20 protein-coding genes are annotated in these 17785 nt (G+C 65.1%); 6 read left to right on the top strand and 14 right to left on the bottom strand.

Annotated features, from left to right (window positions below):
- Positions 1-2 precede the first annotated feature (2 nt).
- The 7 genes from LB554_RS20030 to tsaD are packed head-to-tail and all read right to left on the bottom strand — an operon-like array spanning position 3 to position 4781.
- The gene (locus LB554_RS20030; protein WP_140822791.1) at positions 3-746 is read right to left on the bottom strand and encodes a glycosyltransferase family 25 protein; all 744 of its coding nucleotides are present in this window, start codon (positions 744-746) and stop codon (positions 3-5) included.
- 13 nt (positions 747-759) lie between these two features.
- Positions 760-1176, bottom strand: coding sequence for a DUF1761 domain-containing protein (locus LB554_RS20025; RefSeq protein ID WP_224586438.1), 417 nt, complete (start codon positions 1174-1176; stop codon positions 760-762).
- A gap of 22 nt (positions 1177-1198) precedes the next feature.
- Positions 1199-1924 (bottom strand): class I SAM-dependent methyltransferase, encoded by a 726-nt coding sequence (locus LB554_RS20020; protein ID WP_224586436.1) that lies wholly within the window; start codon positions 1922-1924, stop codon positions 1199-1201.
- Positions 1879-2304 carry an EVE domain-containing protein gene (locus tag LB554_RS20015; RefSeq protein ID WP_140822785.1) on the bottom strand — a complete coding sequence of 142 codons (426 nt, stop codon included), beginning with the start codon at positions 2302-2304 and terminating at the stop codon, positions 1879-1881. Before LB554_RS20015 ends, LB554_RS20020 begins: the two co-directional genes overlap by 46 nt.
- Positions 2305-2343: 39 nt before the next feature.
- Positions 2344-2640: a YciI-like protein gene (locus LB554_RS20010; protein ID WP_140719774.1), complete on the bottom strand. Its 297-nt coding sequence runs from the start codon at positions 2638-2640 to the stop codon at positions 2344-2346.
- Between the two features lie 36 nt (positions 2641-2676).
- Positions 2677-3699 carry an NAD(P)H-dependent glycerol-3-phosphate dehydrogenase gene (locus tag LB554_RS20005; protein ID WP_224586434.1) on the bottom strand — a complete coding sequence of 341 codons (1023 nt, stop codon included), beginning with the start codon at positions 3697-3699 and terminating at the stop codon, positions 2677-2679.
- Positions 3696-4781, bottom strand: a complete 1086-nt coding sequence (tsaD, locus tag LB554_RS20000) for a tRNA (adenosine(37)-N6)-threonylcarbamoyltransferase complex transferase subunit TsaD (protein ID WP_224586459.1) — start codon at positions 4779-4781, stop codon at positions 3696-3698. The genes LB554_RS20005 and tsaD overlap by 4 nt, the downstream gene beginning before the upstream one ends.
- Before the next feature lie 101 nt (positions 4782-4882).
- Here tsaD and hemC point away from each other — a divergent pair, with 101 nt between their 5' ends.
- The 6 genes from hemC to LB554_RS19970 all read left to right on the top strand — a co-directional run bounded on the left by hemC (position 4883) and on the right by LB554_RS19970 (position 10967).
- Positions 4883-5809 (top strand): hydroxymethylbilane synthase, encoded by a 927-nt coding sequence (hemC, locus tag LB554_RS19995; protein ID WP_224586432.1) that lies wholly within the window; start codon positions 4883-4885, stop codon positions 5807-5809.
- 2 nt (positions 5810-5811) lie between these two features.
- Positions 5812-6528, top strand: coding sequence for a uroporphyrinogen-III synthase (locus LB554_RS19990; RefSeq protein WP_224586429.1), 717 nt, complete (start codon positions 5812-5814; stop codon positions 6526-6528).
- Between the two features lie 109 nt (positions 6529-6637).
- Positions 6638-8116, top strand: a complete 1479-nt coding sequence (locus tag LB554_RS19985) for a COG4223 family protein (RefSeq protein WP_224586427.1) — start codon at positions 6638-6640, stop codon at positions 8114-8116.
- Between the two features lie 10 nt (positions 8117-8126).
- Positions 8127-9719 (top strand): heme biosynthesis protein HemY, encoded by a 1593-nt coding sequence (locus LB554_RS19980; RefSeq protein ID WP_224586425.1) that lies wholly within the window; start codon positions 8127-8129, stop codon positions 9717-9719.
- Positions 9720-9756: 37 nt separating this feature from the next.
- The gene (locus LB554_RS19975; protein WP_015315071.1) at positions 9757-10236 is read left to right on the top strand and encodes a TerB family tellurite resistance protein; all 480 of its coding nucleotides are present in this window, start codon (positions 9757-9759) and stop codon (positions 10234-10236) included.
- A gap of 14 nt (positions 10237-10250) precedes the next feature.
- On the top strand, positions 10251-10967 hold the full coding sequence (locus LB554_RS19970; RefSeq protein ID WP_140719786.1) for a glutamine amidotransferase: 717 nt from the start codon (positions 10251-10253) through the stop codon (positions 10965-10967).
- 58 nt (positions 10968-11025) lie between these two features.
- Here the strand turns inward: LB554_RS19970 and LB554_RS19965 are convergent, their stop codons facing one another.
- The 7 genes from LB554_RS19965 to gnd form a co-directional block, all read right to left on the bottom strand.
- Complete coding sequence (locus tag LB554_RS19965; RefSeq protein WP_224586424.1) at positions 11026-11295, bottom strand: hypothetical protein; 270 nt, start codon at positions 11293-11295, stop codon at positions 11026-11028.
- A 15-nt stretch (positions 11296-11310) separates the two neighbouring features.
- The gene (locus LB554_RS19960; protein ID WP_224586422.1) at positions 11311-12549 is read right to left on the bottom strand and encodes an MFS transporter; all 1239 of its coding nucleotides are present in this window, start codon (positions 12547-12549) and stop codon (positions 11311-11313) included.
- Positions 12550-12707: 158 nt separating this feature from the next.
- Positions 12708-13808, bottom strand: a complete 1101-nt coding sequence (locus LB554_RS19955) for an aminotransferase class I/II-fold pyridoxal phosphate-dependent enzyme (protein WP_224586420.1) — start codon at positions 13806-13808, stop codon at positions 12708-12710.
- 125 nt (positions 13809-13933) lie between these two features.
- A complete protein-coding gene (locus LB554_RS19950) occupies positions 13934-14416 on the bottom strand; it encodes a MucR family transcriptional regulator (protein ID WP_210241249.1) in 483 nt (160 codons plus the stop codon).
- Between the two features lie 189 nt (positions 14417-14605).
- The gene (locus LB554_RS19945; RefSeq protein ID WP_015315077.1) at positions 14606-15310 is read right to left on the bottom strand and encodes an ROK family protein; all 705 of its coding nucleotides are present in this window, start codon (positions 15308-15310) and stop codon (positions 14606-14608) included.
- A 14-nt stretch (positions 15311-15324) separates the two neighbouring features.
- Complete coding sequence (gene zwf, locus LB554_RS19940; protein ID WP_140618399.1) at positions 15325-16701, bottom strand: glucose-6-phosphate dehydrogenase; 1377 nt, start codon at positions 16699-16701, stop codon at positions 15325-15327.
- 22 nt (positions 16702-16723) lie between these two features.
- A complete protein-coding gene (gene gnd / locus LB554_RS19935) occupies positions 16724-17740 on the bottom strand; it encodes a phosphogluconate dehydrogenase (NAD(+)-dependent, decarboxylating) (protein WP_140618400.1) in 1017 nt (338 codons plus the stop codon).
- Between the last annotated feature and the right edge of the window lie 45 nt (positions 17741-17785).

Genomic DNA, 17785 nt, shown 5'->3' with positions numbered 1-17785 from the left:
CTTCAGGACCGGGCGTTGTGGCCGAAGATCATGCGTCGGTATTTCTTCACGTTCCATTTCAGCTTCTTGTAGAGCAGCGGCTGCATTTTTCCGGCGACGGAAGTCTGGAACGCGCCGTTTTCGCTGCCTTGCTCGACGATCGGCCGCTCGAACCACAGCATCTCAACGCCCAGCTTTTCGTCCATCTGCTCGATCTGGTGGTCGATCACGGTGTAGATCTTGTGTTGATCGATCCAGGCACAGCGCGCTTCGGCGACCGGACGGGTGATGAGATAGGAATCCGCGCACCTGGCATGCAGTGCCGGGTAGAGCCTCTGACCCCGGCGCAATTTCCAGCTCGGCGTGTAGTAGTTGCTGCCGTTGCCGAGATAGATGACGGCCTTGCGCATCGGGCTGCCGAGTTCGGCCAGCCCTTGCCGGAATTTGGCGACGAAGTCGCGCGCGAGGAAGACGTCATCCTCGAAGACCAGGCAATAGGGCAGGTCGGTTTCGAGGAAGTCGCGCCAGATGCCGACATGCTTCAGCGCCAGCGAGACCTGCGCCGGGTGGACAAAATCGGGAGCGACCAATTCAGCACGGATTTCCGGGGTGATATCCGCCCTGTCCCAGTCGGTGTAGAAGGTGACCGGCACGCCGCGCCGGTCGAACTCGCGCACGATGTGCCGGCGCCGGTCGTCGTAGCCCTGCTTGACGTGACAGATCCTGGTGAACACCAGGTCGCGGGGAAATCCGGACTCGTCCGCCATCGTCAACGCACCGTCAGCTTGCAGCGGCGCCGAACCAGCCGATCACCGCGCCGATGATCAACAGCACGCCAAGCCAGTGACCGCCGTCAATGACAGTCAGGTCCCAGCCGAAATTCTCGTAGCGATGGTTGACCGACAGCGTCGTGGCGACAAAACCCAGCCAAAGCACGAAACCGAAGATCAGTCCGGCCAGCCAGGTCGGCTCACCACCCGTCATCGCGCCGACGACCAGGGCCATGATGTAGGCCATCAGCAGTTCGGCGATGAAGGAGATGACGAAGGGCAGCGGCGATTTCTTCATCGTCGCCGGATCGAGCCTGGCGGCCTTCAGCCAGGGCTTGCTCAACGCCATGTACCAGGCGGCGCCGAACAGCCAGGCCAAGACGGCGGCGGCGATCACCGCCAGCCAATTCACTGCTGAAAAATCCATGAGTTCCCCCTCCTGTTCGGTTTTATGGAAACGCCTGTTCGGCGATTGCGTCAAGCAGTCGCCATACCGTGGTGCGCTTGACTTCGGCATCCTCGAGCGCCCTTGTCACCGGCACCTGATAGACGGCAAGCGGCTCCAGCCCCGATCGCGGCAGATAGGACCGGCCGGGATCGCCGACCAGAATGTCGGCGCCACGCCGTTTGAGCGTCGAAAACCACGGCATCAGCCGGTCGGCGAAGGGTTTGTCGTAGAAGACGTCGCCTGCCAGAACCACGTCCCAGCCCGCATCGGTGCCCACACAGTCCGTGCCGAGGAACGCGATGCCGACGCCGTTGGCCTCGCTGTTGAGGCGGATCGCGGTGGCGCAGAACGGGTCGATGTCGGCGGCGGTTACCTCGGCAGCGCCCGCCTTGGCGACGGCGATGGCGACGAGTCCGGAGCCCGAGGCGAAGTCGAGCACGCGCTTGCCTCGGACCATATCGGGATTGTCGATGACATGGCGGGCGAGGCCCTGGCCGCCCGCCCAGGCAAACGCCCAGAAGGGCGGCGGCAGGCCGATCTCGACCAGTTCGTCCTCTGTCCTCTGCCAGAGATCATGCGCTTCGTCGGCGAGGTGGAGACGAATCTCAGGCACATGCGGCGGCGCCATCAGCGCCGTGTTGTCGAGAATGAATTGCTTGGCGCTATCGGGTGTAAGTGCCGTCACGGCGCAGGCGTCAGGCCGCCCATGCGGCAGACTTCCTTCCATTCGGCCGGGGTCACCGGCTGCACGGAAAGCCGTCCGAGCCGCACCAGCGCCATCTCGGCCAGTTTCGGATTGGCTTTGACTTCTTCCAGCGTCGGCGGGTTCGGCATGTCCCTGACGGCGCGGATGTCGACACACTCCCAGCGCGGATCATCCGACGTGGTGTCGGGATGGGCCAGCGCGCAGACCTCGGCAATGCCGACCACGTTCAGCCCCTCGTTGGAATGGTAGAAGAAGCCGAGATCGCCGACCTGCATGGCCTTCATGTTGTTGCGGGCGGCGTAGTTGCGCACGCCGTCCCATTGGGTGCCGGCCTTGCCCTTGGCCTTCAACGCCTCGAAGGAGAAAACCGAGGGTTCGGATTTGAACAGCCAGTAGTTCATTTTCTCTCCTCCTTGCGGCCCAGTCGCGGGCGCCGCGAATTAACTAGCCGCCGGCTTGTTGAACGTCCAGTTCCACTGGCGGATTTCGACGCTTTCGAACAGGCCGGCCTTGGCATAGGGGTCGGCGGCCGACAGAGCCTGCGCGCTGGCCAGATCAGGCGCCTCGACCACCACGAGGCTGCCATTGGGCTTGCCGTCGGCGTCGAGGAACGGACCGGCAAAGGCCAATTTCTTGTCGCCGTTCAGCCCTTCGAGAAAGGCGACATGCTCGGGCCGCGTGTCGAGGCGCACCTGCAGGCCTCCGGGCTTGTCCTTGCAGATCAGAGCAAACAGCATGGTCTTTCTCCTGGGTGGTTGGATCAGAGTGTGGGATCAATCGTTGGTTTCGGTCTTCAGCGGCCGGGTCATCAGCGCCGTCACGGCCTGCCCGATGGTGATGGTGCCATCCAGTATGGCGGCGACCGCGGCGATGATCGGCGCATCGATTTCGCGCTCGGCGGCGATGCGGGCGGCGATCGCCGCGGTCGGCACGCCCTCCGCCAGCGGCAATCCGGAAAGTGCCTTGCCCTGTCCGAGCGCCAGCCCATAGGCGAAATTGCGCGACTGCGCCGACGAGCAGGTAAGCAGCAGGTCGCCAAGGCCGGAAAGCCCCATCAGGGTCTCGGGCCTGGCGCCGAAGGCGGCACCGATGCGGCGCAGTTCGACGAAGCCGCGCGTCACCATGGCCGCCTGTGCGCTGGCGCCGAGCCCGGCCCCGGTGACAGCGCCGGCGGCGATGGCGAAGACGTTCTTCAAGGCGCCGCCGATCTCGACGCCGATCAAGTCGTCGCTCGAATAGCAGCGCAGGTTTTCAGCCGAAAAACGGGCGGCAAGGTTGGCCGCAAGCGCCTCGTCGCCGGCGGCCACCACCACCGCCGTCGGCAGGCCGCGGGCGACATCGCTGGCAAAGCTCGGCCCCGACAGGGCTGCGACCGGGTTTGGCGGCAAGACTTCGGCAGCGATTGCCGACAGCAAGGCGCCGGTGTCGCGCTCGATGCCCTTGGCGCAAAGCACAAGCGGAATGCCGGCCGGCATATGATTCCTGGCGGCGGCCAGCGTGGCCCGCAACGCCTGAGCCGGCGTCACCGTCAGCACGCAATCGGCCCCAGTGAGGGCTGCCTCCATGTCGCTCGTCGCCTCGATGCCGGGCGCGATGGCGATGCCCGGGAGATAGCGTGGGTTCTCGCCCCGGCCGATCGCGGCCACGGTTTCAGGATCACGCGCGAACAGCCGCACCGTATGGCCGGCGCGCAGCATGGCCAGCGCCAGCGCCGTGCCCCAGGCGCCGCCGCCGAGCACGGCGACATGCCAGCCGCTTTTGCCCGGACCCTCGCTGTTCGTGGCTCGATCGGTCATGCCTTGGCTCCGCGACGGCCGGAGCCGACCATTGGCGCCGAGACGCTGTCCAGCGGCCAGCGCGAGCGCGGCACGAAATCGAAGCCGTTCTCCTGCGCCATGCCTTCTCGCAGACGTTCGATACCGGCCCAGGCGATCATCGCCGCGTTGTCGGTGCAAAGCTTCAGGGGTGGCGCGACGAAGCTGAAACCGGCGTCGGTGCAAAGCCGCTCCAGCGTTGTCTTGACCGTGCGGTTGGCGGCGACGCCGCCGGCGACGACCAGCGCCGGGTTTTTCGTGCCAGGGAATGTTTCGCGAAAGCGTTCCAGCGCGCGAGAAACACGGTCGGCGAGCACATCGGCGACGGCCGCCTGGAACGAGGCGCAGATGTCGGCGACATCCTGGTCGCTCAAGGGCTCGATCGCGGTCGCCGCCTGGCGCACCGCGGTCTTCAGGCCGGAGAAGGAGAAATCGGGCTGCGCCGAGCCTTTCATCGGCCGCGGGAAGGCAAAACGCGAGGCATTGCCCGACAGCGCTGCCTTCTCGACATTGGGACCGCCGGGATAGGGCAGGCCGAGCATTTTGGCGGTCTTGTCGAAGGCTTCGCCGAGCGCGTCATCGATGGTGGTGGCCCAGCGCTGGTAGTCGCCAACGCCGCGCACGGCCAAAATCTGCGTATGGCCGCCGGAGACCAGCAGCAAGAGATAAGGGAATTCGAGCCCGTCGGTCAGCCGCGCCGTCAAGGCGTGGCCTTCGAGGTGATTGACGGCGATCAGCGGCTTGCCGGCCGCCGCGGCGATCGCCTTGGCCGTCATCAACCCGACGATCAGTCCGCCGACGAGGCCTGGTCCGGCGGTCGCGGCGATCGCATCGAGCTCGGCCAGTGCCATGCCCGCATCGGCGAGTGCGGTCTCGATAATGCCGTCCAGTGCCTCGACGTGGGCGCGCGCGGCGATCTCCGGCACGACGCCGCCGAAGGCGGCATGTTCCTCGATCTGGGAGAGCACGATGTTGGACAGGATTTTCGGCGCGGCATCGCCCTCCAGCGCCACGACGCTGGCGGCGGTCTCATCGCAACTCGTCTCAATGCCCAGAACGCGGATCAATTCGTCGCTCTCTCCAGAGATTGTATGTCAGGGCGTTCCTCGTTAGGAGAGTGCCCGGAAACGCAAAGCCAGCCGGGGGTTATCACGGACCGCGCGCCATGCAAACAATCTTGAAAATCGGAACACGCGGCAGCCCGCTGGCATTGGCGCAGGCGCATGAAACACAGGCGCGGCTGATGGCCGCGCACGGCATGCCGGCGGAGGCGTTCGAGGTCGTCGTCATCTCGACCAGCGGCGACCGCATCCAGGACCGGCCGCTGTCGGAGGCTGGCGGCAAAGGCCTGTTCACCAAGGAAATCGAGGAAGCCCTGCTCGCCGGCGCGATCGACATCGCCGTGCACTCGTCAAAGGACATGCCGACGCAATTGCCGCCCGGCCTGGAACTCTCCGCCTTCCTGCCGCGCGAGGATGCGCGCGATGCCTTTGTCGGCAGGGCGGCAAGAACGATCGCGGAACTGCCCAAAGGGGCGAAAGTCGGCTCCTCGTCGCTGCGGCGGCAGGCGTTGATCCGCCGCATGCGGCCGGACCTCGACGTGGTGATGTTCCGCGGCAATGTGCAGACGCGGCTGCGCAAGCTGGACGAAGAAGTCGCGAGCGGCACCATCCTTGCCTATGCCGGCCTGAAGCGGCTGGGCCTGGAAGATGTTGCCACCGATTTGATGCCGCTGGACAGCTTCCCGCCGGCACCAGGCCAGGGTGCGATCGGCATCGAGACACGGATCGGCGACCGCGATGTCGAGAAGATGCTGGTGGCGATCCACGATGTGGCGACAGGGCAGGCACTCGCCTGCGAGCGCGCTTTCCTGGCGGCGCTCGATGGCTCCTGCCGCACGCCTATCGCCGGCTATGCCGCGATCAAGGCCGGAAAGCTCTCTTTCGCCGGGCTGATCATCTCGCCCGACGGCACGCAGTCGCACGCGGTCGAGCTACAAGGGCTGGCACAGGACGCCGCCCGCATCGGTAATGAAGCGGCGCGGACGGTGCGTGCCAAGGCCGGCGAAAAGTTCTTCCACGGCTGGCTCTGAAGATGCTCCGCGTGCTGGTCACCAGACCGGAGCCGGGTGCGTCGCGCACCGCGCGAAAGCTGGAGGAGATGGGTTTTGAGCCTCTTCTCCTGCCGTTGACGGAGACGAAGGCGTTGCCGGTCGATGCCAAGGCGGTTTCGGACGACGTGGCAGTCGTCGCCATCACCAGCGCTAATGCGGTGCGCCACGCCCCCAGAGATCTGATTGCGGTGCTGTCCAATCTGCCTTGTCATGCTGTCGGCAGGAGGACCGCGGAGGCCGCGCGCAAAGCCGGCTTTCTCTCGGTCAATGAGGGGCCCGGCGATGCCGAGGCGCTGGCCGACGGCATGGCAATCGCGTTTTCCGGCAAAACAATCGTCTATCTCTGCGGGCGCGTGCGGTTTCCCGCCTTCGAGCAGAAGCTGGAAGCAGCTCACGCCCAGGTCCATGCCGTCGAGACTTATGACACGCTTGCGGTGAGCTATTCGGACGAAGCGATCCTTCCTCTGATATCAGGCCAATCCGTCGATGCGGTGCTGCTCTATTCGGCCATGGCCGCTGCCGAAATGCAGATACTGGCCAGGCGACCTGCCCTGCGGCAGGCCTTTGAAAAGACCCGTTTTTTCGCTCTTTCCGCGCGCATTGCCGCCGCTTTCCGCGACAGCACCGGCAAAGCAATGCACGTTGCCGCGCGGCCCGACGAGGAGGCGCTGCTGGCACTTTTGCGGGCACGGCCCTGACCCGCGTCATCACACCGCCCCTTTTCACCGCTTGGTGATGTGCTAGACCCTTTCTGAACCATCACGCGCCGCCAGGCGTTGAGACGAAGCGAATTTGCGGAGCCCCTGCATGGTCAAGACGCCGAAGATGCGACACTCGAAAGGCCGCCGCGAGCCGGTGACCATCGATCTCGATCCGGGCGCCGTCTCACGCATCGTCGACGAGGATGCCGCCAAGAATACCGCCCAGACCGACGAGGCGAAGGCCGAGGAAGCGGCGAACGCCTCGCGGCCAGAGCAGCCGGACGAGCCGGTACATGCCGATCAGGCGGATCTCGAACCTTGGGAGCATGGCGATGCAGCCGCCGGGCAGCCTGGCACCGACGCGCCACCGCAAGCCGAGGCCAAATCCACTGAGCCGGAAATGCCTTATCCCGGTTCGGATACACCCCCCAACCGCGCCAAGGCTTCCGACTACAATTTCGAGGATGCAACCGCCAAAACCGCCGAGACCAAGGCGGCTTTCGGTAAAACCGACGCAGGGAGCGAACCGATGGTCACGCAGCCGAAGCGGGGCGGCCTCAACGGCATCGCCGCCGGCATCATCGGTGGTGTCATCGCCCTGGTCGGCGCCGGTAGCCTGCAATTTACCGGCCTGCTCGGTGCGCCGGGTGCCGCTCCCGGTGTCTCGCTCGACGGCGTCAATGGCGAGATCGCCTCGTTGAAAAGCGAAATCGCGGATATGAGGGAAGCCGGCGGCAGCGGCGGTGCATCGGCCAAGGTCGACGGCCTGTCGTCGGCGCTGGATCAGGTCAAGAGCGATGTCGCGGCGCTGAAATCAGCGGTCGAACAGGGTGGCGCGGGCGACAATGCCGGGCTTGCCGCGCTGGGCGACAAAGTCAAGCAGATCGAAACCTCGGTGGCGGCCCTCGGCAAGGCCGGCAGCGCGGCGCCTGTCGATCTCGGCCCGCTCAACGAAAAGCTGGCGGGTCTCGATGCGCTGGTGAAGTCGACGGGCGAGGCGGCGAAGGCACAGGAAGGCCGTCTCTCCGCGTTGGAGCAGTCGGTGTCGCAGCTTTCCGGCAAGGTCGATGCGCAGGCGTCGCAGCCAAAGATCGCACTCGCCATCGCGGCCTCGGCGCTGAAGGCGGCGCTCGACCGCGGCGCGCCGTTTTCAGCCGAACTCGATACGCTGGCCGCGATTTCGCCTAATGCACCTGAACTCGCGACCTTGCGGCCCTATGCCGAAAAGGGCGTGCCGACCCATACCGAGATCGCCTCGCAGATGGACGCCGCCGCCAATGCCATGGTCGCCGCCGCGACCCCGGTCGATCAGAATGCCGGCTTCCTTCAGACCCTGATGTCGAGCGCTGAATCGCTGGTCAAGGTCCGGCCGATCGGTGCCGTCGAAGGCCCCGGCGCACCGGAAACCGTGGCGCGCATGGAGGTTGCGGTCACGCAGGGCGACTATGCCAAGGCACTCAGCGAATATGACACGCTGCCGGAAGCCGCGAAGGCCGCGGGCGCCGACTTTGCCGGCAAACTGAAGGCGCGCATCGAGGCCGAAACCCAGGTCGACGCGCTGATCTCCGGCGCGATGAAGGCATGAGGGCAACACGATGATCCGCCTGCTCGCCTTCCTCATCGTCGTCTTCGCGCTCGGGCTGGGCTTTGCCTGGCTGGCCGATCGGCCGGGCGACATGGTCGTCACCTTCAACGGCTATCAGTACCAGGTGAGCCTCATGGTGGCGGCGGTTGCCGTCGTCGCTGTCGTCGCCGCGGTGATGATTGTCTGGTGGCTCATCAAGTCGCTGTGGAACAGTCCCTACACCATCTCCCGCTATTTTCGCGTGCGCCGCCGCGACCGTGGCTATCAGGCGCTGTCGACCGGCATGATCGCCGCCGGCGCCGGCGACGGGGCGCTGGCCCGCAAGAAGACCAAGGAAGCGGCCAAGCTGATCCGCTCCGACCAGGAGCCGCTGATCCATCTGCTCGAGGCACAGGCATCGCTGCTCGAAGGCGACCATGAAGGCGCGCGCCAAAAATTCGAGAGCATGCTCGACGATCCCGAAATGCGGCTGCTTGGCCTGCGTGGGCTTTACCTGGAAGCCGAACGACTGGGTGACCGCAACGCCGCCCGGCACTATGCCGGCCGTGCCGCCGCAGTGGCGCCGCAACTGGCCTGGGCGGCCGAATCGACGCTGGAGGAACTGACCGCGCGCGGCGACTGGGATGGCGCGCTGAAACTGGTCGACGCGCAGAAGTCGACGCGGCAGATCGAGCGTGACGCCGCCAACCGCCGCCGCGCGGTGCTGTTGACCGCCAAGGCGCAGTCGCTTGCGGACAGCGATCCCGCGGCTGCCAGGACAGCGGCGATCGAGGCCAACAGATTGCAGCCGGATTTTGCCCCCGCCGCCGTTGCCGCCGCCGCGGCGCTGTTCAGGCAGAACGACGTGCGCAAGGGCTCGAGGATCCTCGAAGCGGCATGGAAGGCCGAGCCGCATCCCGAGATTGCCGAGCTCTACACCCATGCAAGACCGGGTGACGCCGTGCTCGATCGGCTCAACCGGGCAAAGAAGCTGCAGGAGATGAAGAAGAACCACGCCGAATCGTCGATGACGGTGGCGCGTGCCGCGCTCGACGCGCAGGATTTTTCAACCGCCCGCCGCGAGGCGGAGGCCGCGATCCGCATGGACCGACGCGAGGGCGCCTATCTGCTGCTCGCCGACATTGAGGAGGCCGAGACCGGCGACCAGGGCAAGGTGCGGCAGCTGCTGTCCAAGGCGGTGCGAGCCCCGCGCGATCCGGCCTGGGTCGCCGACGGCGTCGTCTCCGAGCGCTGGGCGCCGGTCTCGCCAGTCACCGGCCGGCTCGACGCCTTCGAATGGCGCGCGCCGATGGAGCGGCTTGGCCAGCTGATCGACAGCCACGATGAGCCGGGCGCCCCGGCAGTGGCCATCGAGGCGCCGGGCAGGCCGGAAAGGCCGGTCGAGGTGATCGATCACGCCGCACCGGGCGACGAGGCGACGGGCAAAGACGCCGAAAGCCGCGAGGATCATGTCACCCCGGTCACGGCCGCCGCCTTTGCCGCGGTGCCCGCCGACGCCGAGGCCGTCGAGCCGGCGGAAGAACTGGCGCGGCTGCCGGACGATCCAGGCGTCGATCCGGACGACGAGGCGGAAAAGTCGCCCCGCCGGTTCCGGCTGTTTTGATTTTGGGCAGGCCGTTGGGCCGTTTGGGAATGAATTGATGTTCGAGCGCGTTCTGTCGTTTCTCAGGGATTTGCCGGCCGGCTCCGGCAGCCATGCCAGCACGGACGATCCGCGCGTCGCGGCCTCGGCGCTGCTCTATCACGTGATGAATGCCGACGGCGTGCGCCAGGATGTCGAATGGGAGCGGTTCAAGGCGGTGCTGGCGCAAAGCTATTCGATCAGCGGCGCCGAACTCGAAGCACTCGCCGCCGCCGGCGAGCGGGCCGACAACGAGGCAATCGACCTCTACGCCTTCACCAGCGTGCTCAAGCGCCACCTCGACGCGGAGGGGCGCAAGGCGTTCATCGGCCTGATGTGGGAGATCGTTTATGCCGATGGCGAGCTGCATGAGCTGGAGGACAACACGGTGTGGCGTGTCGCCGAGCTGATCGGCGTCGAACGCCACGACCGCGTCGAGGCGCGCCGCAAGGCGGCGGCGCACGCTCCGGGCGCCACTGGAACATCCTCGGACGAATAGGATTTTCGCCGTCCATGCCGCGCCAGACGAGGTCGAAACCAAAAGTCCTGATCGTGCTGCATCAGGAGAATTCGAGCCCCGGGCGCGTCGGCCACATGCTGCTCGAAGAGGGCTTCGATCTCGACATCCGCCGCCCGCCGCTCGGCGACGCCTTGCCGGAAACGCTGGATGGCCACGCCGGCACAGTCGTCTTCGGCGGTCCGATGAGCGCCAATGACGAGGACGAGTTCGTCCGTCGCGAGACCAACTGGCTGCAGATTCCACTCAGGGAGAACCGGCCACTGCTCGGCATCTGTCTTGGGGCGCAGATGCTGGCCAATCATCTCGGCGGCAAGGTCGAGGGCCATGGCGAAGGGCTGGTCGAGATCGGCTGGTATCCCCTGAAAGCGACCGAGGCCGGCAAGAAACTGATGCACTGGCCAGAGATGGTCTACCAGTTCCATCGTGAAGGCTTTTCGCTGCCGAGCGACGCGACGCTGCTGGCCACGAACGAGACCTATCCCAACCAGGCCTTCCGCTATGGCGATAATGCCTGGGGCATCCAGTTCCACGGCGAACTGACCCGAGTGATGATGCAGCGCTGGGTGGTGCGCGGCGCCCATCGCTTCGAGCTGCCCGGTGCGCAGCCCGGCCGCGACCATCTCGGCGGCCGGCTGATCTGGGACATGCATTTGAAGCGCTGGCTCGACGAGTTTTTGCGCGCGATTTTTGGCGAGCCTGTGGCGCGTTAGAGCCTGGCCGGTGCTCCGACCCGCCGGCTTCTGACGACCGGCTTTCGGAGCCTAAAAACTAGTCCGAAAACGTCACGCTCACGCCGCGCTGCCGAAAATAAGCCTGCATCAACTTGCGGCCCGAGCGGTTGCTCTGCGCCAATCTGGCAGGATCGAACACCGCCTGTTTTATCCCCTCTCGCGCCAGCGCTGCCTTGAGCGTCGCGATATGGGCATCGATGTCGGCATTGTCCGCCCGCAGCGACGCGTAGATATTTTCGGTCGCTTCGGCCACGGTCGGTTCACTCACTTGTGTCGTCCTTTGGTTGGTTCGGCGGCGGCTTAGCATAGATTCGCTGCCCCGTCAGTTTCGTCCTTTGAGGTGCCTCACCTTGCGCAGCGCCGGGAACAGATAGGCCCACAGGCCGGCAACCGCGACGGCGCCGATGCCGCCGATGACCACCGCCGGAACCGTGCCGATCAGCGCCGCCATGGTGCCGGCGCGAAATTCGCCGACCTCGTTGGAGGCGCCGACGAAGACCTGATTGACGGCGTTGACGCGGCCGCGCACCTCGTCGGGCGTCCACAGCTGGATCAGCGTCTCCCTGATGTAGACACTGAACATGTCGGTGGCTCCGAGCAGGGCAAGTGCTACGATCGAGAGCCAGGTGAGCGTCGACAGGCCGAACAGCACGGTGCAGGCGCCGAACGCCGCCACGAAACTCAGCATGATCTTGCCAGCACGGTCGCGGATCGGATGGCCCGCAAGCCAGACGGCGACGCAGATGGCGCCGATCCCCGGTGCCGAGCGCAGCAAGCCGAGGCCCCAAGGTCCAAGCTGCAGAATGTCACGCGCATAGACCGGCAGCAGCGCCGAGGCGCCGGACAGAAGCACGGCGAAGAGGTCGAGCGAGATGGCGCCAAGCACGATCTTCTCGCTCCAGATGTAGCGGAAGCCGGCAAACAGCGTCTCCATTGTCGGCTTGTCGGTGGCGGTCTGTTGCGCGGGCTTGGGAATGGTGAAGATCAGCAACGCGGCGGCGAGCATCAGGACTGCGGCCGTCGCATAGGCCACTTCCGCCGACACGCCATAGAGCAAGCCGCCGGCGACCGGGCCGACAATCGTCGCGGTCTGCCAGGCGGAGGAGTTCCAGGCGATGGCATTGGCGAAATCGCGCTGCGGCACGAGATTGGCGAACAGGGAGGACGAAGCCGGCCCGTAGAAGGCGCGGGCAATGCCGAACATGACCAGCACGGCGAAGATCGGCAGCGGGGTTGTAAGGCCGCGCAGGGTCAGAAACAGCAGAGCCAGCGCGCAGGCGCCTTCGACCAAGGTCGCCAAGGTCATGATCAGCCGGCGGCCGAAACGGTCGGCGACGACACCTGTAACCAGCACCAGAAGCAGCGACGGCAGGAACTGGACGATGCCGACAATGCCAAGATCGAACGGATCGCGCGTCAGATCATAGACCTGCCAGGCGACGGCCACCGAAACGATCATGGTCGCGAAAGTGGTGAGAAAGCGCGCCGTCCAGTAGCTGAGGAAGGCTCTGTGCCGGAAAGCGGCATAGCGCTGCTCCGGCAAGGTTTGTTCTGGTATCATGAAGTGAGGCCCCGTTGCGGTGGGCATCGGCTCGCGGGGCACTTCCCGAATGGGCGCTGTTCGACCAATGGAACTTGGTAAAGTTCGGGGCGGATATGCTTTAAAATCAGATCCGGATCAAGGGACTTTCGATCCGCACCACCGATAGCACGCGGAAGTTACTGCCGCAGCGCAGCTGAAATCGCGTCCAGCCCGCCTTTCAACTCGGCCTCCCTCGGCCAGCCGAAGCCGACGCGGAAGAAGCGCTTTTCCATTTCGAACCAGTGGCCGGGCCCGACATAGGTGCCGTGATCTTCCAGCAGCCTGACATAGAAGCGATCGAGGTCGAAGCCGGGTTCGACATCGAGGCGCGGGAAACCGACGACACCGCCTTCGGGCCGCACCCAGTCGACCAGCGGCTCGCGGTCGATCCAGGCCTGGACGATGTCCCGGCGCCTGGCCATTTCGGGCAGCAGCTTTGCCAGGAAAGCGTCCCGGCCCTCCAGCGCGCCGCGCGCTATGCCTTCGTCGATGACGCTGCCGCAGATGCCGATCTGCTCCTTGGCGGCCAGAAATGTCTCCTGAAGGGCCGCATCCCTGGTGATCAGCCAGCCGATGCGGATGCCGGGAATGCCGAAGGCTTTCGACAGCGACGAGACGCTGATGGCCTTTTTGCTCAGCGTGGCCGTGGAAGGCAGGCGCCTGCCATAGGAGAGATCGCGATAGGTTTCGTCGACCAGCAGATAGCAGCTGCTGGTCTCGGCGAGCGCGACCAGCGCGTCCAATTCGGCACGGCTCATCATGGTGCCGGTCGGATTGTGCGGGCAAGTAACGCTGATCAGCTTCGTGTTCGGCCGCATCGCGGCCCTGACGCGCTCGACGTCGATGGCGAAGCCTTCGTCGAAGGCGAGGTCGACAAAGCTGATGGCGCAGCCGATCGCCCGCGGCGTTTCGATGTTGGTGGCGTAGTTGGGCCTGATGACGACGAGGTGATCGCTGGCCGAGAGCAGCGAGGTGGAGATGATGAACAACGCGCCGGCCGCACCGGCCGTGACCAGCACGTCGTCGGGCGCGATGCCGGCATCCTGCGCGGCGATCAGCGCGCGCAATTCCCTGTCGCCGCGATGCTCGCCATAGAAGAGGGTCAGATCAGGCAGCGAGAGGCCAATGTCGGAGAGTTTCTGATCGGCGATCGAACTTTCGGAGAGGTTGTAACGGATGCGGTCGTAACCGTACTCCTCCGGCGCTTCTTTCTCGATCACCATCCTGGTGTAGTTCATGGCTTCCCCCAGATCGTCTTGTCCCAGGTTATCCAAGCCACAAAAGCACGAAGCCTGCCAAGGCGAATTCGCCGGCAGGCTTCTATTCCAGTCGTCCTAACAATTGGCTCAGCGTCCAAATCGCCTCAGGCCGGGACTTTGGCCTTCCGGCCCTTGCCTTTGACGGGGGCGACCACGGCGGCCTTGCGGCCGAGGCCGATCGACTTCGCCAGTTCGGAGCGCGAAGCCGCGTAGTTGGGGGCAACCATCGGATAGTCGGAAGGCAGGCCCCATTTGGCGCGATAGGCGTCCGGCGTCAGGCCGAAATGGACGCCGAGATGACGCTTCAGCGATTTGAATTTCTTGCCGTCCTCGAGGCAGATGATGAAATCCGGCGTCACCGACTTCTTCGGGTTGACGGCCGGGACCAGCGGTGCCGCCACCGGGGCGACCGGCTGGCCGAGCCCGCTGATCGAGGCGCTGACGCTGGCGATCAGCTCGGGAAGGCCGGACGCAGGCAGGCGATTCTTCTCGACATAGGCCGATACGATATGGGCCGTCAGCTCGAGAAGGTCGAGTGTCTTGCTGGCGTGGCTGTTTTCGTCGGTCAATCTATTTCCTCCATCCATGGCGCATAACCTCGAAAATGGGGCCGTTTTCAAAAAGGATGATGCGCAAAATTAAAGTGGGTCGTCTTCGTGTGTCGCGCGCGACGCGATGTAGTGGGGCTGACTTCCTAGTCGGCAAATCTGCACAATGCAATCTATCGCCGGGACATAACACGGCATTTTGAACAACTATACTAAGTTGTAACAATATCAGACGATCAGGGCCTTGTCGCGCCACAGACGAAATCCGCCTTCAAAGGCGCGTGTGTTGTCACCGCGCCTGGAGTCGGGGGGCAATTCGTCCAGCTTGTCGACATTGCCGCCGCCGATGACGACATAGTCTGGCTGCAGGGCGGCGCGCAGCCGGTTGACGACGTCGAAGACATGACCGCGCCACTTCTTCTTGCCGCGCTTTACGAGGCCACGTTCACCGACATAGTCCTCGAAACTCTGGCCTTTTCTGTAGGGAAGGTGGGCGAGTTCCATCGGCTGGCCGACATTGTCGAGGACCATCGCGGCACCGAGGCCGGTTCCGAGGCCGAGGAACAGCATGCGCCCGCCCTCATAGCTGCCGAGGGCCTGCATCAGCGCGTCATTGACCACCTTGACCGGCTTGCCGAACTCAGCGGTGAAATCGAAGCCGGCCCAGCCCTTGCCGAGATTCATGGGATCGAGCACCGGCTTGTTTTGACGCACGGGGCCTGGATAGCCCATCGAGATGACGTCGTAGGACAAGCCGTCGGCGAGCTTCTTCACCTTGTCGATCATCTGCCTTGGCGTCAGGTCAGGCCCGGAATCCGTCCGGCGCTCGGTGCCACCGTCGCTGGTCAGGATCTTGACGTGCGACCCGCCAATGTCGATCGAAAGGACTACCTGCCCGGTGTCCGACGCAGCCTTCTTAACCACCTTGGCCATCTCGTCCCCTCCACTCATGCGACCGGGTCGATCCAGCCATTGGGCGGCCCGAAGCCGGCCATGGCGTCCGCTGGCCCCCACGTCCTCGGTTCGTAAAGATGCGGCGGCGTGGTGTCGCCGAGCACCGGACCGACGATGCGCCAGGCGAGTTCGGCGGCGTCCTGGCGGGTGAAGAGCTGGCCGTTGCCGTTCATGGCGTCGCCGATCAGCCGTTCATAGGGCGGCATGTCGCCCTTGGAATCGTCGAGCGCGGTGAGTTCCACCTGCTCGCCGATCATGTCGTCGCCGGGCGCCTTGCGCTGGGCGCCGATGGCGATCATCACCTGCGGGTCGATGCGGAAGCGGACGTAATTCTGGTCGGCGGGCTTGATCGGGTCGAAGACGTCGAGCGGCGGCCGTTTCAGCCGCACCACCACCTCGGTGACATGCACCGGCATGTTCTTGCCGGCGCGGATGAAGAACGGCACGTCCTGCCAGCGCCAGGTGTCGACGAAAAAGCGCACCGCCGCGAAGGTCTCGACCGGCGAGTTCGGCGCCACGCCGGGCTCGGCGAGATAGCCGGTGAACTGGCCGCGCACGACATCGTCTTTCGTCAATGTCCGGATGGCGCGCAACACCTGCACCTTCTCGTCGATCAGGTCGTCGGCGGAGCGGCCGACGGGCGGCTCCATGGCGAGGAGCAGCAGGATGTTGAGCAGATGGTTCTCGATGACGTCGCGGATGGCGCCGACATCGTCGTAGAACCGCCCGCGCCCCTCGACGCCGAAATCCTCGGCCATGGTGATCTGCACGCTCTCGACGTAATTGCGGTTCCAGATCGGCTCCAGCAGGGAGTTGGCGAAGCGGAAATAGAGCAGGTTCTGGATCGCCTCCTTGCCGAGATAGTGGTCGATGCGGAAGATCGACTGTTCGTCGAACACCAGGTGCAGCACCCGGTTCAGCCAGCGTGCCGACTGCAGATCGTGGCCGAACGGCTTTTCGACCATCAGCCGTGCGCCATGCGCGGTACCGGATTGCTCCAGCCCTTGCACGACGGTCTCGAACATGGACGGCGGCACCGCCATGTAATGGAGCGGCCGCTGGGCGCTGCCGAGTGCCGTCTTCAGCTTCTCGAAGGTCGTGGGATCGCGATAGTCGCCGCTGACATAGCGCAGCAGCGACGCGAACTTGGCGAAGACCTTCTCATCGACGGCGCCGAGGGCATGGACGATGCCGTCGCGGGCGCGGTCCTGCAACTGCTTCAAATCCCAGGCGTCGAAGGCGACGCCGATCACCGGTTCGGTGAGCGTGCCCTTGGCGACCATCTGGTAAAGCGCTGGAAATATCTTCTTGTGGGCGAGGTCGCCGGTCGCTCCGAAGAGCACCAGCGTATCGGACCGTTCCTGGCTCATGCGTGCGTCTCCCCTGTCGCCGTCACTTGCCGCCCTTCGGCTTTTCGATATGCCCGCCAAAGGCATAGCGCATGGCAGACAACAGCTTGTCGGCGAATTCGGATTCGCCTTGCGAGGAGAAGCGGTCGAACAGCGCCGACGACAGCACCGGTGCCGGCACGCCGGTGTCGATCGCCGCCTTCAGCGTCCAGCGGCCCTCGCCGGAATCCGAGACCCGGCCGCCGAATTGCGCCAGACCCGGATCGCTCTTCAGCGCACCGGCGGTGAGATCGAGCAGCCAGGAGCCGATGACGCTGCCATGCCGCCACACCTCGGCCACCTGCGGAAGGTCGATGTCGAACTGGTAGTATTGCGGGTTTTCCAGCGGGCTTGTCTCGGCGTCCGCCGTCCGCTGCCGTTTGCCGGCATTGGCCGACTTCAGGATGTTCATGCCTTCGGCATAGGCGGCCATGACGCCGTATTCGATGCCGTTGTGCACCATCTTGACGAAATGGCCGGCGCCGCTCGGTCCGCAATGCAGGTAGCCATAAGGCGCGGTGCCGGCGGTCTTGTCCGGGGTGGGCGCGCCGGCATCAGCGCCAGGCGCCAGCGTGGCAAAGACCGAATCGAGGTGCTGCACCGCCACGTCGGGACCGCCGATCATCAGGCAGTAGCCGCGCTCCAGCCCCCAGACGCCGCCACTGGTGCCGACATCGACAAGATGCATGCCCTTGGTGGCCAGTTTCGCGGCCTGGTCGACGGCGTCGTGATAGTAGGAATTGCCGCCGTCGATGACGATGTCGCCGGGCTCCATCAGCGCCGCGACCTGATCGATGATCCTGCCGGTGATCGCCGCCGGCAGCATCAGCCAGACACAGCGCGGCTTGGCCAGCTTGCCGACGAATTCCTCCAGGGATGCCGCCCCCAAGGCGCCGTCGCTCACAAGCGCCGCGACGCTGGCCGGGTTGATGTCATAGACGACGCATTCGTGGCCGTCGCGCATCAGCCGCCGCACCATGTTGGCGCCCATCCGGCCCAGTCCCATCATTCCGATCTGCATGGTTTCGTCCCTGTTTCCTAGAGATTTTCTGGGGTTGTCGAGGAA

The organism is Mesorhizobium sp. CO1-1-11 (assembly GCF_020164995.1).
Lineage (GTDB): Bacteria > Pseudomonadota > Alphaproteobacteria > Rhizobiales > Rhizobiaceae > Mesorhizobium > Mesorhizobium australicum.
Note: the sequence above shows the minus strand (reverse complement) of the source record. Positions and strands in the feature narration are given on the sequence as shown.

Bases quoted from the DNA above. Each gene is read 5' to 3' on its own strand.
- LB554_RS20030 (WP_140822791.1), bottom strand. From the start codon at position 746: ATGGCGGACGAGTCCGGATTTCCCCGCGACCTGGTGTTCACCAGGATC.
- LB554_RS20025 (WP_224586438.1), bottom strand. From the start codon at position 1,176: ATGGATTTTTCAGCAGTGAATTGGCTGGCGGTGATCGCCGCCGCCGTC.
- LB554_RS20020 (WP_224586436.1), bottom strand. From the start codon at position 1,924: ATGGAAGGAAGTCTGCCGCATGGGCGGCCTGACGCCTGCGCCGTGACG.
- LB554_RS20015 (WP_140822785.1), bottom strand. From the start codon at position 2,304: ATGAACTACTGGCTGTTCAAATCCGAACCCTCGGTTTTCTCCTTCGAG.
- LB554_RS20010 (WP_140719774.1), bottom strand. From the start codon at position 2,640: ATGCTGTTTGCTCTGATCTGCAAGGACAAGCCCGGAGGCCTGCAGGTG.
- LB554_RS20005 (WP_224586434.1), bottom strand. From the start codon at position 3,699: ATGACCGATCGAGCCACGAACAGCGAGGGTCCGGGCAAAAGCGGCTGG.
- hemC (WP_224586432.1), top strand. From the start codon at position 4,883: ATGCAAACAATCTTGAAAATCGGAACACGCGGCAGCCCGCTGGCATTG.
- LB554_RS19990 (WP_224586429.1), top strand. From the start codon at position 5,812: ATGCTCCGCGTGCTGGTCACCAGACCGGAGCCGGGTGCGTCGCGCACC.
- LB554_RS19985 (WP_224586427.1), top strand. From the start codon at position 6,638: ATGGTCAAGACGCCGAAGATGCGACACTCGAAAGGCCGCCGCGAGCCG.
- LB554_RS19980 (WP_224586425.1), top strand. From the start codon at position 8,127: ATGATCCGCCTGCTCGCCTTCCTCATCGTCGTCTTCGCGCTCGGGCTG.
- LB554_RS19975 (WP_015315071.1), top strand. From the start codon at position 9,757: ATGTTCGAGCGCGTTCTGTCGTTTCTCAGGGATTTGCCGGCCGGCTCC.
- LB554_RS19970 (WP_140719786.1), top strand. From the start codon at position 10,251: ATGCCGCGCCAGACGAGGTCGAAACCAAAAGTCCTGATCGTGCTGCAT.
- LB554_RS19965 (WP_224586424.1), bottom strand. From the start codon at position 11,295: ATGCTAAGCCGCCGCCGAACCAACCAAAGGACGACACAAGTGAGTGAA.
- LB554_RS19960 (WP_224586422.1), bottom strand. From the start codon at position 12,549: ATGATACCAGAACAAACCTTGCCGGAGCAGCGCTATGCCGCTTTCCGG.
- LB554_RS19955 (WP_224586420.1), bottom strand. From the start codon at position 13,808: ATGAACTACACCAGGATGGTGATCGAGAAAGAAGCGCCGGAGGAGTAC.
- LB554_RS19950 (WP_210241249.1), bottom strand. From the start codon at position 14,416: ATGGATGGAGGAAATAGATTGACCGACGAAAACAGCCACGCCAGCAAG.
- LB554_RS19945 (WP_015315077.1), bottom strand. From the start codon at position 15,310: ATGGCCAAGGTGGTTAAGAAGGCTGCGTCGGACACCGGGCAGGTAGTC.
- zwf (WP_140618399.1), bottom strand. From the start codon at position 16,701: ATGAGCCAGGAACGGTCCGATACGCTGGTGCTCTTCGGAGCGACCGGC.
- gnd (WP_140618400.1), bottom strand. From the start codon at position 17,740: ATGCAGATCGGAATGATGGGACTGGGCCGGATGGGCGCCAACATGGTG.